Here is a 14,027-nt window from a genome sequence, read left to right on the forward strand (position 1 = left end):
TCATTCCGGGGCGCGCGCAGCGCGAGCCCGGAATCCATCGTGACGCGGGCGCTGTGGCTAAATGGATTCCGGGTCTGGCCCTTCGGGCCATCCCGGAACGACGGTGGAGAGGGGCGAGCTAGGTACTCAGCTTCGCGCCCGCCATCAATATATCGCTGGCCAACTGACTCGTCCGCATCGCGAGCTCGTCGCGCAGGCGGCGGGCGGCGGCGGGGTCGCTTTCCAGTACGCGCTGGAACAGGCTGCGCGCGATGCGGATGACGGTCGTGCGTTCCAGCGCAATTGCGGTCGACGGCCGCTTCATCGCCACGATCAGAGCGAGTTCGCCGATCAGCGCGCCGGGGCCGGCCACGATCTCGGCGCCGCCCTCCTCGACCCGGAAAGCGCCGCGCTGCACGATGTAGCCGGCATCGGCGTCGTCGCCGACCTTGAACAGCAGGTCGCCCTGGTTGAAATCGCGTTGCTCGGAGCCGATCGCCAGCATGCGCAACGAGGTATCGCCCAACAGACGCATTGTCGGGACCCGCTCGAGCAGGGCTACATCATCATCGATCGACATTCAGGCCGGTGACCGCGGTGCGCCTCGATTTCACGAATCGTTGAGCGCGAATCGTATCACGGCACCAGCTTGTAGCCACCGGCTTCCGTGACCAGGATCTCCGGATTGGCGGCGTCTTTCTCGATCTTCTGCCTGAGACGGTAGATGTGGGTCTCCAACGTATGGGTGGTGACGCCGGAATTGTAGCCCCAGACCTCCTGGAGCAGGGTCTCGCGCGACACCGGCATCTGGCCGGCGCGGTAGAGGAAGCGCAGGATCGCGGTCTCCTTCTCGGTCAGCCGCACCTTGCGGGCATTGGCGCCGGTGAGCATCTTCGAGCCGGGCCGGAAGGAGTAGGGACCGACCGAGAACACGGCATCCTCGCTGGCCTCGTGCTGGCGCAGCTGGGCCCGGATCCGGGCCAGCAGCACCGCAAAACGAAAAGGCTTTGCCACATAGTCATTGGCGCCGGATTCCAGCCCGAGAATGGTGTCGGAATCGGTGTCGTGGCCGGTCAGCATGATGATCGGGGCCTTGAATCCGCCCTTGCGCAGGGAGCGGACCACTTCGCGGCCGTCGGTGTCGGGCAGGCCGACATCCATCAGCACCAGATCGGGGGAATTGGCTTTGGCGGCGCTGGCGCCCTTGGCACCGGTATCGACTGCGGAGGCTTCGAATTCCTCATGCAGCGACAATTGTTCGACCAGCGTATCGCGCAGATCGGTATCGTCATCCACGATCAAGATCTTGCGGGCATTGGCCATAGGTACATCCTTTGGGGGGCAGCGAACGGTCAGAAGCGGACAGCGCTTATGGCCACACTTCGGGTAGATAGGCTTTCAGGTAGGCTGTTGTTGCCGATTCACAAGGCGACGGCAGTCTATCCCAAATTCGGCGGGGGTGAGGTGAATGTCCTGTAATCCCGCCAGATAGAACAAGCTGATGTCCGAAGGCAAGTTTGGATTGGAACGATTCTTAGAGGAAGCCGAGCTATTTCAATCACTTATATGACAGAATCACGTGATCATCCGCTCTCCGCAATCCGTGTCCGCGCCGCCGCCGGCGACCCGCGCCGGGGCTGGCTGACGGCTGATAGCTGGACCGTGCCGGTGGCGCTCGGGCGCGGCGGCATCCTCGCCAACAAGCGGGAGGGCGACGGCGGCACGCCGCGCGGCATCTTCCATCCGCTGCAACTGTGGTGGCGCGCCGACCGCTGTTCCAGACCGAAAACCTTGCTGCCGACCCGTTCGATCCGCCCCCAGGACGCCTGGTGCGAGGATCCCAGCGACCGCCGTTACAACCAGCCGATCCGGCTCGACCGGGAGCAGGCCGGCGACCGCCTGACGCGCGAAGACCATCTCTACGACTTCATCGTCGAGATCAACCACAACGCCGCGCCGCGCATCGCCGGCCGCGGCAGCGCCGTGTTCCTTCACCTGGCCCGCAGCAATTTTTCGCCGACGGCCGGCTGCGTCTCGATGACGAAGACATCGATGCTGCGCCTGTTGCGGCGGATGAGCCCGCAGACCAAGATCGTCATCGGCTAGCAATTGGAATTCAACGAATGCTGAACAACGATCAGATCGCCGCTGCATCAAGGACGCTGCATCAGCACTGGCACGCCGGCACCAAGCTCGGCGAACTCGCCAGCGCAATGCGGCCGCGCGATCGCGCCGAGGGCTACGCGGTGCAGGCCGAACTGCAAAAGACGTCGCGTGACAAACTGTTCGGCTGGAAGATCGCGGCGACCAGCGAAGCCGGCCAGAAGCACATCAATGTCGCGGGGCCGCTGGCCGGGCGCATCCTCGCCGAGACCGTGATTGCCGATGGCGGCACGGCGTCGATGACAGGCAACGAGATGCGCGTCGGCGAGCCGGAATTCGCCTTCCGGATGGCGCGCGACCTGCCGCCGCGGCCAACACCCTACACCGTGCAGGAGGTGCTCGATGCGGTCGGCACGCTGCATCCGGCGATCGAGATTCCGGATTCGCGCTTCGCCGATTTCACCTCCGCCGGCGAAGCCCAGCTTATCGCCGACAATGCCTGCGCGCATTTGTTCGTGCTGGGCCCTGCAACATCCGCCAACTGGCGCGCGATGGATCTCGTCGAGCAGCGACCGACCATTGCGCTGCGCGGCGAACACTATGTCGGCCACGGCAAGAACGTGCTCGGCGATCCCCGCGTGGCGCTGGCCTGGCTCACCAATGAATTGCGCGCGCTCGAGCTGACATTGCGCGCAGGCGAGGTGGTGACGACAGGCACCTGCCATCCGCCGCTGCCGATCCAGGCCGGCGATGTCTTCGCGGCAGATTTTGGCGTGCTGGGAGAGGTGTCGGTGGGGTTCGCGTAGGCTGCGCTTTTCCACCTCGCCCCGCTTGCGGGGAGAGGTCGGATTGCATGCAGCGGAGCGGAATGCGATCCGGGTGAGGGGGTACAGGTCTCACCACGTTCACAGCTCGCGGAAGCAGCCCCTCACCCCAACCCTCTCCCCGCAAGAGCGGGGCGAGGGAGCCCTACGCCATATGCGGCGGCTACCGCGCCCCAAAAATCGCCGACCCCACCCGCACATGGGTCGCGCCCATCTCGATCGCCACTGCAAAATCCGCGCTCATGCCCATCGAGAGATTCGTCAATCCGTTGCGCGCGGCGATCTTGGCGGTCAGCGCGAAATGCGGTGCCGGCGCTTGGTCAACTGGCGGGATGCACATCAGGCCTGAGATCGTCAGCCCATAGGTCTCGCGGCACGCGGCGAGGAAGGCGTCGGCGTCTTGCGGCGCGACGCCGGCCTTCTGCGGCTCTTCGCCGGTGTTGATCTGGACGAACAGTTGCGGCTGCTTGCCTTGAGATTTGATTTCCTTGGCTAACGCTTCACAAATGCTGACACGGTCGACCGAATGGACCGCATCGAACAGCGCGACCGCTTCCTTGGCCTTGTTCGACTGCAGCGGCCCGATCAGGTGCAGCAGGAGTCCCGGATGGGATTGCATCAGCGCCGGCCACTTGCCTTTGGCCTCCTGCACCCGATTCTCGCCAAATGTACGCTGTCCGACACTAATAACGGGCAAAATGGCGTCGGCATCGAAGGTCTTGGAGACCGCAATCAGCGTCACGGTCGCGCGGTCGCGCCGCGCTTCCTTGCAGGCGCGCGCGATCTCCTGCTCGACGGCGGCGAGGCCGTTTGGTGAATGGGCTGATAACGACGTGGTCGGGCTTTGCGTCATGCTTGTGCCGTTTTCTGACAGGCTCGGGGGTTGGGTCGAATTTTACCAAATTCGGGAAAGGCTTTTTGAAGCCCTTCATTCTACCTTGGCTCACGGGGCAAGGGACGAAAATGTCGGGCGTAACTTTCAACCGCAACCGGGTCAAACTCAAGAAGCTTCTGGGCGTTCGTGCCCGGCTGGCCCTGCTTGCTGTGATGCTGGTCGCTCCCTTGATGCTGGACCGCGTCCGCACCCTGGAAGATTTCCGCGCCAAGCAGGTCGCCCAGGCCGCCGAAGAATACGCCAATCTGACCCACCACGCGGCCGAGACCCAGCGCGAGGTCATCTCCTCGGTCGAGACCATGTTGAAGTCGGCCGCCTATATCCGCGCCTCCGGCGGCATCGCGCGCAGCTGCGAGGTGCTGCGCGCCAGCCTGCCGACCAACCTGCCGTGGATTCGCAGCATCATGTTCGTCAGCAAGGACGGACTGGTGCAGTGCTCGAACCTCAACTTCCAGGTCGGGCTGAAGCTCGGCGACCGCGACTATTTCAAGAAGGCGCAGGAGAGCGGCGGCTTCGTGTTCAGCGATTACCTGTTCGGCAAGACCAACGGCCGGCCGATGATGATGGCGGCCTATCCGGTATCAGCAATCAATCCGGATCAGGATGCCGTCGTCGTCGCCGGCATGAATATCGACTGGCTGTCGCAGATCATGGCCAATCTCGGCGGCCGGCCGGGCATGTCGGCGCTCCTGGTCGACAGCACCGGCGTCGTGATCGCCGCACCATCGGACCATGCGAGCCTGATCGGCCGCTCGCTCGACACCGTTCCCCTGATGTCGGCGATCGCGGAGAAGGCGCTGAGCTACGACGAGCCCGCGGGCTCGGTGTCATTCACCGCGTCCGACGGCGCGCAGCGGACGTTGAGCTTCGCGCGCATCGCCGGAACCGAATCGCGGCTGATCGTCAGCATGGACGAAGCCAAGGTGACGGCGGCGATCAACCGCGAGATCCGCACCGCCTATCTGCAGCTCGGCTTCGTCTGTCTGTTCGTTTTGTTAGGAGCCCTGGTCGGCGCCGAGAAGCTGATCATCCATCCGATCGAGCTGATGACCGGCATGGCACGACGCTTCGGCGAGGGCGACGCATCCGCGCGCGTCGCCAAGCACAAGCTGCCGTCGGAGTTCATTCCGCTCGCCCGCGCCTTCAACGCGATGGCCGCCCAGCTCAGCCAGCGCGAGCGCGAGCTCCTCGCCTCCAATGACCGCCTGACCGTGATGGCCTCGATCGACGCGCTGTCCGGCCTGGCCAACCGCCGCGGCTTCCAGAGCCGGCTCGACTTCGAATGGCTCAAGGCGCAGCAATATGACTGCACGCTGTCGCTGCTGATGATCGACGTCGATCACTTCAAGCTCTACAACGACACCTACGGTCACCCCGAAGGCGACACCTGCCTCACCCGGATCGGCGAGACGCTGTCCGGCATCGCGGCGGACACGCTGGGCTTTGCCGGCCGCTATGGCGGCGAGGAATTCTGCCTGCTGCTGCCGAACACCGACGCCGCCCATGCGCTCGCGATCGGCGAGACCGTGCGCACCGCCGTGCTCGGCCTCGGCGTGCCGCATGCCACTTCGAGCCACAGCGTCGTCACCGTCAGCGTCGGCGTTGCGACGACGACGCCGAACGACACCCAGCGCCCCGGCGACCTGATCGAAGCCGCCGATGCCGCCCTCTACGCCGCAAAGCACCGCGGCCGGAATGCGGTGGTCGAGCATGGGTTCTTGCAGCGGCTGGACGAGGCCGGGATGGCGCTGGCGAGCTAAGTCGTCACCAAGCCGCGTCAGGCGAGCTCGCTCTTCAGACTCCCTCCCCCTTCGGGCCAGCGGCGCACTGCCAAAATATCGAAAACAACCCCATGCAAAGTAGCCGGCGTGCTGCCGACAACACACTCAGCGTCGTCCTAGCGAAAGCCAGGACGACCCGGAGGAGAGGAGTGGGCGGCACCCCCTATGAGGATTTGGAGGTCCCCAAACCGTTGACCCCATGGGCGTTTTTATGGCCTAGTCCGCCGTCCCCAGATGGGACCCAAATCCACCAAAAGCCACCCAAAAGCCCTGCGATTTCATGACCTCCGAACGCTACAACGCCCGTGAATCCGAGCCCCGCTGGCAAGCCGCCTGGGACGACAAGGCGATCTTCGCTTCCAAGAACGACGATCCGCGGCCGAAATACTACGTGCTCGAGATGTTCCCCTACCCGTCCGGGCGCATCCATATCGGGCATGTCCGCAACTACACGCTGGGCGACGTGCTGGCGCGGTTCATGCGCGCCAAGGGCTTCAACGTGCTGCATCCGATGGGCTGGGATGCCTTCGGCCTGCCGGCGGAGAACGCCGCGATCGAGCGCAAGGTGGCGCCGAAGGCCTGGACCTACGACAACATCGCCGCGATGAGGAAGCAGCTCAAGTCGATCGGGCTGTCGCTCGACTGGGCACGCGAATTCGCGACCTGCGACCCCAGATATTACAAGCATCAGCAGAAGATGTTTCTCGACATGCTGCGCGCCGGCCTCGCCGAGCGCGAGAAGCGCAAGCTGAACTGGGATCCGGTCGACATGACCGTGCTCGCCAACGAGCAGGTGATCGACGGCCGCGGCTGGCGCTCGGGCGCGGTGGTCGAGCAGCGCGAGATGAGCCAGTGGGTCTTCAAGATCACCAAGTACGCGCAGGAGCTGCTGGACGCGCTCGACGGGCTGGACCGCTGGCCCGACAAGGTGCGGCTGATGCAGCGCAACTGGATCGGCCGCTCCGAAGGCCTGCTGGTTCGATTCGCGCTCGATGCGGCGACGACACCCGCCGGCGAGAACGAACTGAAGATCTTCACCACGCGACCGGACACGCTGTTCGGCGCGAAATTCATGGCGATCTCGGCCGATCACCCGCTGGCACTGGCGGCAGCTGCGAAGAATCCAAAGCTTGCGGAGTTCATCGCCGACATCAAGAAGATCGGCACCGCGCAAGAGATCATCGACACCGCCGAGAAGCAGGGTTTTGACACCGGCATCCGCGCGGTCCATCCGTTCGATCCGAGCTGGAAGCTGCCGGTTTACGTGGCGAACTTCGTGCTGATGGAATACGGCACCGGCGCGATCTTCGGCTGCCCGGGGCACGACCAGCGCGACCTCGACTTCGTCAACAAATATGCGCTCGGCGTGACGCCGGTGGTCTGTCCCGAGGGCCAGGATCCCCAGACCTTCGTCATCACTGACGTCGCCTATGACGGCGACGGCCGCATGATCAATTCGCGCTTCCTCGACGGGATGACGATCGAAGCGGCCAAGGAAGATGTCGCAAAACGCCTGGAAGGCGAGCTGCGCGGAAACGCACCCGTCGCCGAGCGGCAGGTGAATTTCCGCCTGCGCGACTGGGGCATTTCGCGCCAGCGCTATTGGGGCTGCCCGATCCCCGTCATCCACTGCCCGAAATGCGACGTGGTGCCGGTGCCGGATAGCGACTTGCCGGTGGTGCTTCCGGAGGACGTAAGCTTCGACAAGCCGGGCAACGCGCTCGACCATCATCCGACCTGGAAGCATGTCAGCTGCCCGCAATGCGGTGGCAAGGCGCTGCGCGAAACCGACACGATGGACACGTTCGTCGACTCGTCCTGGTACTTCGCGCGCTTCACCGATCCCTGGAACGAGACGGCGCCGACCACGCCCGCGGTCGCCAACCGGATGATGCCGGTCGACCAGTATATCGGCGGCGTCGAGCACGCGATCCTGCACCTGCTCTACAGCCGCTTCTTCACCCGCGCGATGAAGGCGACCGGCCATCTCGACATGAAGGAGCCGTTCGCCGGCATGTTCACCCAGGGCATGGTGGTGCACGAGACCTACCAGCTGGCCGACGGCACCTGGGTCATGCCCGCCGACGTCAAGGTCGAGGTCGGCGGCAATGGCCGCCGCGCCACGCTGCTGACGACGGGCGAGGACGTCACGATCGGCCCGATCGAGAAGATGTCGAAGTCGAAGAAGAACACCGTCGACCCCGACGACATCATCGCGAGCTACGGCGCCGACGTTGCGCGCTGGTTCATGCTGTCGGACTCGCCGCCGGACCGCGATGTGATCTGGAGCGACGAGCGAGTGCAGGGTGCCGCGCGTTTCCTGCAGCGGCTGTGGCGGCTGGTCAACGAATCGGCCGAAATCGCCAAGGCCGCGCCGGCGGCCCGGCCGGCTACGTTCGGGCCCGAGGCGCTGGCGCTGCGCAAGGCCGCCCATGGCGCGCTGGACAAGGTGTCGTCAGGCATCGAGCGGCTGCATTTCAACGTGTGCCTCGCCCATATCCGCGAGTTCGCCAATGCGCTGGCCGAGGTGCTGGCCAAGGGTGAAAAACCGGCTCCGGACGTCGCTCCAGATGTTTCCTGGGCGGTAAAAGAGGCCGCTGTCATCCTTGTTCAACTGTTTGCGCCGATGATGCCGCATCTGGCCGAGGAGTGCTGGGTGGTTTTGGGCCAGAACGGGCTGGTTTCTGAGGCGAATTGGCCCCAAATCGAACGCGATTTGCTGGTCGAAGACAGCGTGACCCTGGTGGTCCAGGTCAACGGTAAAAAGCGGGGTGATGTTACCGTGCCACGGGTCGCCCAAAATGCGGATATAGAGGCTGCCGTTTTGGCGCTCGATGCGGTAAAACTTGCTTTGGACGGCAAACCCGTCCGCAAGGTGATCGTGGTGCCCATGAGGATCGTCAATGTTGTCGGCTAGGATCAGGATCGCTGCCAGGCTCGTTGCCGTGGTCGCCATGGCCGCGCTGACGGCCGGCTGCTTCCATCCGATGTATGCCGAACACACCGACGGCACGCCCGATCTGCGCGAAAAGCTGATGGGCGTGGAAATCCCGCCGGTCGACAAGGCGAATGCCTCCCGCGAGGCCCGCGTCGGCGTCGAGATCCGCAACGCGCTCGCCTTCAAGCTCTACGGCACCGCCACCGGCATGCCGCCAACCCACCGGCTGGTGCTGAGATTCAACAGTGGCCGCTCCTCGCTGATGGTCAGCACCGTCACTGGCCTGCCGACCAGCGAGAACTACAATCTCGACGCGCAGTTCAACCTGATCGAGATCGCGTCCAACAAGTCCGTCATGAGCGGCACGACCTTCTCGCGCGTGTCGTATGACATGCCGGGCTCCTACCAGCGCTTCGCCCGTGCGCGCGCCTTCCGCGACGCCGAGGACCGCGCCGCGCAGGAGGTCGCCGACAACATCCAGACCCGGCTGGCATCGTTTTTCTCCGCCGGGACCTGAAACATCACCGTCATTCCGGGGCGTGCGAAGCACGAACCCGGAATCCAGAGTTCATGAACCGAGATTCCGGGTTCGCCTCTGACGAGGCGCCCCGGAATGACAGTTTGGGCTAGATGGTCGCGCTCCGCGGAAAAGAGATCGACAGTTTCCTCGCCCGGCCTGACGCCGGCCGCCCGATCATCCTGCTCTACGGTCCGGACGCCGGCCTGGTGCGCGAGCGCGCCGACGCGCTGATGGCCTCCGCCGTCGACGATCCGAACGATCCCTTCTCGCTGGTGCGGCTTGATGGCGACGACCTCGCCGCCGAGCCCTCGCGCCTGGTCGATGAAGCCATGACGGTGCCGCTGTTCGGCGGCCGCCGCGCCATCCGCGTCCGCGCCGGCTCGCGCAATTTTGCCAGCGGCGTCGACACGCTCGCCGACTCACCGTTGAAGGATTGCCGGATCGTGATCGAGGCCGGCGAGCTGCGGCCGGAATCACCGCTGCGCAAGGCCTGCGAGCGCGCGAAGACCGCGGTGGCAATCGCCTGCTATCCCGACACCGAGCGCGATCTGGCAAAGCTGATCGAGGACGAGCTGAAGGTCTCCAACCTGCGGCTGGCGCCGGATGCGCGCGCGGTGCTGATGTCGCTGCTCGGCGGCGACCGCCAGGCCTCACGCAACGAGCTGCGCAAGCTCTCGCTGTTCGCCCATGGCAAGGACGAGATCACGCTGGATGACGTGATGACCGTGGTGTCTGACGCTTCCGAGCTGAAGCTCGATCCGATCGTCGACGGCGCCTTTGCCGGCAACCCGGCTTTGGTCGAGAGCGAATTCGCCAAGGCTGTTGTCGCCGGCACCTATCCCGGCGTGATCATTTCGGCCGCGCAGCGCCAGGCGGCGTGGCTGCACAAATCGGCGCTCGCGATCGCGGAAGGGACACCGGCTTCGGCCGTGCTCGAGGGCGGATTTCCGCGGCTGCATTTTTCGCGCAAGGCCGCGGTCGAAATCGCGCTGCGCAATTTCAGCGCGCCGCGGCTGGTCGGGATCATCGATCAGCTCGCGACCGCAGCGCTCGACATGCGCAAGCAGGCCTCGCTCGCCGCCGCCATCGCACAACGCGCGCTGCTGTCGATCGCGGCGAATGCGAAACGGCGGGGGTGAATTTAACGACGTCATTCCGGGGCATGCGAAGCATGAACCCGGAATCCGGAGATGATGGAGCGAGATTCCGGGTTCGCGCTAACGCGCGCCCCGGAATGACAACTGCGCTAACCGCCTTCCAGCCGCCGCATCACCTCGTCGAGCTGCTCGAGGTTGCGGTAGCTGATCTGGACGGAGCCGCCGGGATCGCGATGGTTGACGGTGACGGCAAGGCCGAGCGCATCGCTGACGCGCTTTTCCAGCGCGATGGTGTCGGGATCCTTGTCCTTCGCCGCACCGCCGCTACGCGCCTTCTGCGGCTTGCGCTCCGGCACGCCCTCCTCATGTGCCAGCGCCTCAGTCTGGCGGACGTTGAGGCCTTCGGCGACGATACGCTTCGCCGCAGCAAGCGGGTCGGGCACGCCGATCAGCGCGCGGGCATGGCCGGCGGAGATATCGCCCTTGGAGATCAGCGCCTGCACCTCGCCCGGCAGCTTGGTCAGCCGCATCATGTTGGCGACGTGGCTGCGGCTCTTGCCGACGATCTTGGCGATCTCTTCCTGGCTGCGTTTGAACTCGTCAGCGAGCGCGTGATAGCCCTGCGCCTCTTCCATCGCGTTGAGGTCTTCGCGCTGGACGTTCTCGATGATCATGATCTCGAGCGCATCGGAATCGTTGACCTCGACCGGCACGATCGGCACTTCGTGCAGGCCCGCGAGCTGCGAGGCGCGCCAGCGGCGCTCGCCGGCGATGATCTCGAAGCGATCCTGCGCGCCCTTGATCGCGCGCACCACGATCGGCTGGATCACGCCGCGCTGCTTGATCGACTCGGCGAGTTCGCCGAGCTCAGCATCGGCGAAGCTGCGCCGCGGGTTACGCGGATTGGCCTTGAGGAATTCGATCGGCACCTTGCGCTGTCCGCGCGGGCGCTCGACATGCGCGGCCTCGCCGCCGACATCCCCGATCAAACTTGCAAGCCCGCGCCCCAGTCGCGAACGCGCTTCGTCGGCCATTGCCAGCTCCCTTGGATTCACGCGCACTACTCCGGACTTAAGTTTTGGAATCGTAGGATGGGTCAAGCGAAGCGAAACCCATCATCTCATCGCGCGGCAAGATGGGTATCGCTTCGCTCCACCCATCCTACGCGTCTGTGTCAGTCATCAATGCGCGCGCAGCTCGCGCTCGCGCTGGATCACTTCGGTGGCGAGCTTGAGGTACGCATCGCTGCCGACGCATTTGAGGTCGTAGACCAGGACCGGCTTGCCGTAGGACGGCGCTTCCGAGATCCGGACGTTGCGCGGGATCATGGTGTTGTAGACCTTGGCGCCCATGAACTGGCGCACGTCGGCGACGACCTGGTTGGAGAGGTTGTTGCGCGAGTCGAACATGGTCAGCACGATGCCGTGGATCGACAGGTTCGGATTGAGCGTCGAGCGGACCTGCTCCACGGTCTGCAGCAATTGCGACAGACCTTCGAGCGCGAAGAACTCGCACTGCAGCGGCACCAGGATCGCATCCGATGCCGCCATCGCGTTGACGGTGAGCAGGTTGAGCGAGGGCGGGCAGTCGATCAGCACATAGGTGTAATCGGAGTCAGGCGAGACGTTGGCGTTCAGTCCGGCGATCGCATCGCGCAGCCGGAACGCGCGGCCGGGCGTGGTGCCGAGCTCGAGCTCGAGGCCGGAGAGATCCATCGTGGAGGCCGCGATGTGCAGCCGCGGCACCGCGGTCACGACGACCGCGTCGCGCAGCGGGGCTTCACCGATCAGCACGTCATAGGTCGAGCAGTTGCGGTTGCGGCGATCGATGCCGAGGCCGGTCGAGGCGTTGCCCTGCGGGTCGAGGTCGACGATCAGGACCCGCTCGCCAATCGCCGCGAGTGCCGTGCCGAGATTGATCGCTGTGGTGGTCTTGCCGACGCCGCCCTTCTGGTTGGCGAGCGACAGAATGCGCGGATGGCCGGCCAACTGCGGCACCTTATCCGCTTGATAAATCTCGTCCATCACAGTCATACCCAAATACCACTTGCTGCCGCGGAGTCCCCTAGCGCCGCTCGATTGACCCGAGTTCGACGATCCAACCGTGTCCGCCGGTACGGCTGGAATGAAGCTTTGGCTCAATATTCCAATATTTAGTGGCCTCGGTCAATTCAGCATCTACATCTTGACCCTTGAGAAACAGCGCTTTCGCACCCTTTCGCACCCACGGCTCCGCGAAACCGATCAGTTGATGTAACGGAGCCAGCGCCCGCGCAGTGACGCAATCGATCGAGCCAGCGATTCTATCCACACTATCCCCGATGTCAGCCAGATGCACCGTCCCCGGCGCAGCAGTCACGCGAATCGCCTCGCGGAGGAACGCGGCCTTCTTGGCGGTTCGTTCGACCAGGTGGATCGAAGCATCAGGCGTTTCGGCCAGCGCGCACGCCAGCACGACGCCCGGAAATCCACCACCGCTGCCGAGATCGACCCAGGCCTTCGCCGATGGCGCGAGGCTCAGGAGCTGCAGCGAATCGGAGATGTGGCGCGTCCAGAGATTTGGAAGCGTCGACGGCGCCACGAGATTGGTCTTGGCCTGCCATTCCAGCAGCAGCGCGACGTAACGGTCGAGCCGCGCTTCCGTTTCACGTGAAACAGGGGTGAGAGCGAGAGCCGCCGCTTTGTCCGCGGCGGAGACTTTGAGTTCTGCGGTCTGCGACGATGGAGCCATTTTCTCGGATGCCGTTCTCGCCCGTCATTGCGAGCGAAGCGAAGCAATCCATGGTGCCGTCCGGGAGCGATGGATTGCTTCGTCGCTGTCGCTCCTCGCAATTGTGCAAGTTCACTAATTCGCTGATTGAATGGGTTCAGTTTTGGTCGCAGCGAAGTCCTTTGGTGTCTGGCCGCCAAGGGCCTGATGAGGCCTGTGGTTGTTGTAGTAGATCAGGTACTCGAAGAGTTCATTGGCGAAGTGATCGAGGTTATCGAAGGTTGCCCCATCGATGACGTCGTCGTCGAGGGTACGCCAGAACCGTTCGATCTTGCCGTTGGTCTGCGGCCGATAGGGTCTGGTGTAGCGATGCTTGATGCCGAGTTCGAGGAGCATGGCTTCGAAGGGATGCTCTTCACGGTTGTTTCGGGATGCGAACTCGGCGCCGTTGTCGGACATGATTTCGGCGAAGACCAGCCCATAGGTGACGTTGAGGGTGTTGATCATCTTCAGCGTCCTGAACATGACCGGCAAGGCTTTCTTGGAGGTGATGACCTCGGCCCAGGCCAGGCGCGAGCAGCTGTCGATCAGGCTGACGATATAGGCCGTGGCCGGGGGTGGCGCCAGGAACACGTCGCGTGGCAGCTGATGCAGATCGACATGGCCAAGTTCGCCGAGCTTGTCCTTGATAATGCGGCGTTTCTCCTCGCGCATCGCCGGCGTGCGCCGGTTCAGATGATAGCGTTTCAGGACCCGGTAGATCGTCGACGGCGAGGGTAGCGTATCGCGCCGCTCGCGCAAGACAGCATGGATCTCGTAGCGGTTCATCCCCCTCTGGCGGCAAGCAACGATCTCGGCCTCGATGCCTTCCGGTTCGCGCCGTTCCTTCCACTTCGGTCCGCGCCGCCGCGGCAAGAGGTCGGCCTCCTCGCCGCTTTGCAAATAGCGGTTGTAACACTTCCGGAAGGTTTGCGAGCAGGTGCCGTGATGCCGATAAAAATCTCCGACCCGGCGGAACGTTGCCGACCGCCCGGCTTTCACCGCCTCGTATTCCGGGATCAGGAACCGCCACTTCTGCAGGTAGTTCCGCTCAATCGTCCGGTCGTAGCTGTTGTCGCGCATCGAATCCTCCCGCAAGAGAATTCAATCAGCGAATTAGTGAACTTGCACAGCAATGACGG

General features: G+C 64.2%; 12 protein-coding genes and 3 pseudogenes. 6 read left to right on the top strand and 9 right to left on the bottom strand.

Annotated elements, in window-relative coordinates; translation table 11 throughout:
• Positions 1–118: 118 nt before the first annotated feature.
• Together UP09_RS16395 and UP09_RS16400 are read right to left on the bottom strand one after the other, a co-directional pair.
• Complete coding sequence (locus tag UP09_RS16395) at positions 119–559, bottom strand: cyclic nucleotide-binding domain-containing protein (RefSeq protein ID WP_044539277.1); 441 nt, start codon at positions 557–559, stop codon at positions 119–121.
• A 56-nt stretch (positions 560–615) separates the two neighbouring features.
• On the bottom strand, positions 616–1,302 hold the full coding sequence (locus UP09_RS16400; RefSeq protein WP_044539278.1) for a response regulator transcription factor: 687 nt from the start codon (positions 1,300–1,302) through the stop codon (positions 616–618).
• Between the two features lie 243 nt (positions 1,303–1,545).
• Here UP09_RS16400 and UP09_RS16405 point away from each other — a divergent pair, with 243 nt between their 5' ends.
• Both UP09_RS16405 and UP09_RS16410 read left to right on the top strand, forming a co-directional pair.
• The gene (locus UP09_RS16405; protein ID WP_044539279.1) at positions 1,546–2,085 is read left to right on the top strand and encodes a L,D-transpeptidase family protein; all 540 of its coding nucleotides are present in this window, start codon (positions 1,546–1,548) and stop codon (positions 2,083–2,085) included.
• Positions 2,086–2,102: 17 nt separating this feature from the next.
• Positions 2,103–2,888: a 2-keto-4-pentenoate hydratase gene (locus UP09_RS16410; RefSeq protein WP_044539280.1), complete on the top strand. Its 786-nt coding sequence runs from the start codon at positions 2,103–2,105 to the stop codon at positions 2,886–2,888.
• A gap of 181 nt (positions 2,889–3,069) precedes the next feature.
• On the opposite strand, the gene UP09_RS16415 is transcribed toward UP09_RS16410, so the two are convergent.
• A complete protein-coding gene (locus UP09_RS16415; RefSeq protein WP_044539281.1) occupies positions 3,070–3,759 on the bottom strand; it encodes a YggS family pyridoxal phosphate-dependent enzyme in 690 nt (229 codons plus the stop codon).
• 110 nt (positions 3,760–3,869) lie between these two features.
• Between UP09_RS16415 and UP09_RS16420 the strand changes: the two genes are divergently transcribed.
• The 4 genes from UP09_RS16420 to holA all read left to right on the top strand — a co-directional run bounded on the left by UP09_RS16420 (position 3,870) and on the right by holA (position 10,179).
• Positions 3,870–5,561: a diguanylate cyclase domain-containing protein gene (locus tag UP09_RS16420; RefSeq protein WP_044539282.1), complete on the top strand. Its 1,692-nt coding sequence runs from the start codon at positions 3,870–3,872 to the stop codon at positions 5,559–5,561.
• Positions 5,562–5,862: 301 nt separating this feature from the next.
• Positions 5,863–8,499, top strand: a complete 2,637-nt coding sequence (gene leuS / locus UP09_RS16425; protein WP_044539283.1) for a leucine--tRNA ligase — start codon at positions 5,863–5,865, stop codon at positions 8,497–8,499.
• Positions 8,486–9,037 (top strand): LPS assembly lipoprotein LptE, encoded by a 552-nt coding sequence (lptE, locus tag UP09_RS16430; RefSeq protein WP_044539284.1) that lies wholly within the window; start codon positions 8,486–8,488, stop codon positions 9,035–9,037. The genes leuS and lptE overlap by 14 nt, the downstream gene beginning before the upstream one ends.
• Positions 9,038–9,150: 113 nt before the next feature.
• On the top strand, positions 9,151–10,179 hold the full coding sequence (gene holA, locus UP09_RS16435) for a DNA polymerase III subunit delta (protein ID WP_044539285.1): 1,029 nt from the start codon (positions 9,151–9,153) through the stop codon (positions 10,177–10,179).
• 107 nt (positions 10,180–10,286) lie between these two features.
• Here holA and UP09_RS16440 read toward each other — a convergent pair whose 3' ends face one another.
• The 6 genes and pseudogenes from UP09_RS16440 to UP09_RS16455 all read right to left on the bottom strand — a co-directional run.
• Positions 10,287–11,171 (bottom strand): ParB/RepB/Spo0J family partition protein, encoded by an 885-nt coding sequence (locus UP09_RS16440; RefSeq protein WP_044539286.1) that lies wholly within the window; start codon positions 11,169–11,171, stop codon positions 10,287–10,289.
• A 147-nt stretch (positions 11,172–11,318) separates the two neighbouring features.
• Positions 11,319–12,170 carry a ParA family protein gene (locus tag UP09_RS16445; RefSeq protein WP_044539287.1) on the bottom strand — a complete coding sequence of 284 codons (852 nt, stop codon included), beginning with the start codon at positions 12,168–12,170 and terminating at the stop codon, positions 11,319–11,321.
• 31 nt (positions 12,171–12,201) lie between these two features.
• Positions 12,202–12,867, bottom strand: coding sequence for a 16S rRNA (guanine(527)-N(7))-methyltransferase RsmG (gene rsmG, locus UP09_RS16450; protein WP_044539288.1), 666 nt, complete (start codon positions 12,865–12,867; stop codon positions 12,202–12,204).
• Between the two features lie 114 nt (positions 12,868–12,981).
• Positions 12,982–13,167, bottom strand: a pseudogene (locus UP09_RS39000) (integrase core domain-containing protein); the annotation flags it as partial.
• Positions 13,146–13,227, bottom strand: a pseudogene (locus tag UP09_RS39005) (integrase core domain-containing protein); the annotation flags it as partial. The pseudogenes UP09_RS39000 and UP09_RS39005, both read right to left, overlap by 22 nt.
• Positions 13,228–13,251: 24 nt before the next feature.
• Positions 13,252–13,968: pseudogene (locus UP09_RS16455) on the bottom strand (helix-turn-helix domain-containing protein); the annotation flags it as partial.
• Between the last annotated feature and the right edge of the window lie 59 nt (positions 13,969–14,027).

It is taken from the genome of Bradyrhizobium sp. LTSP885, assembly GCF_000938305.1.
Taxonomy (GTDB): Bacteria; Pseudomonadota; Alphaproteobacteria; order Rhizobiales; family Xanthobacteraceae; genus Bradyrhizobium.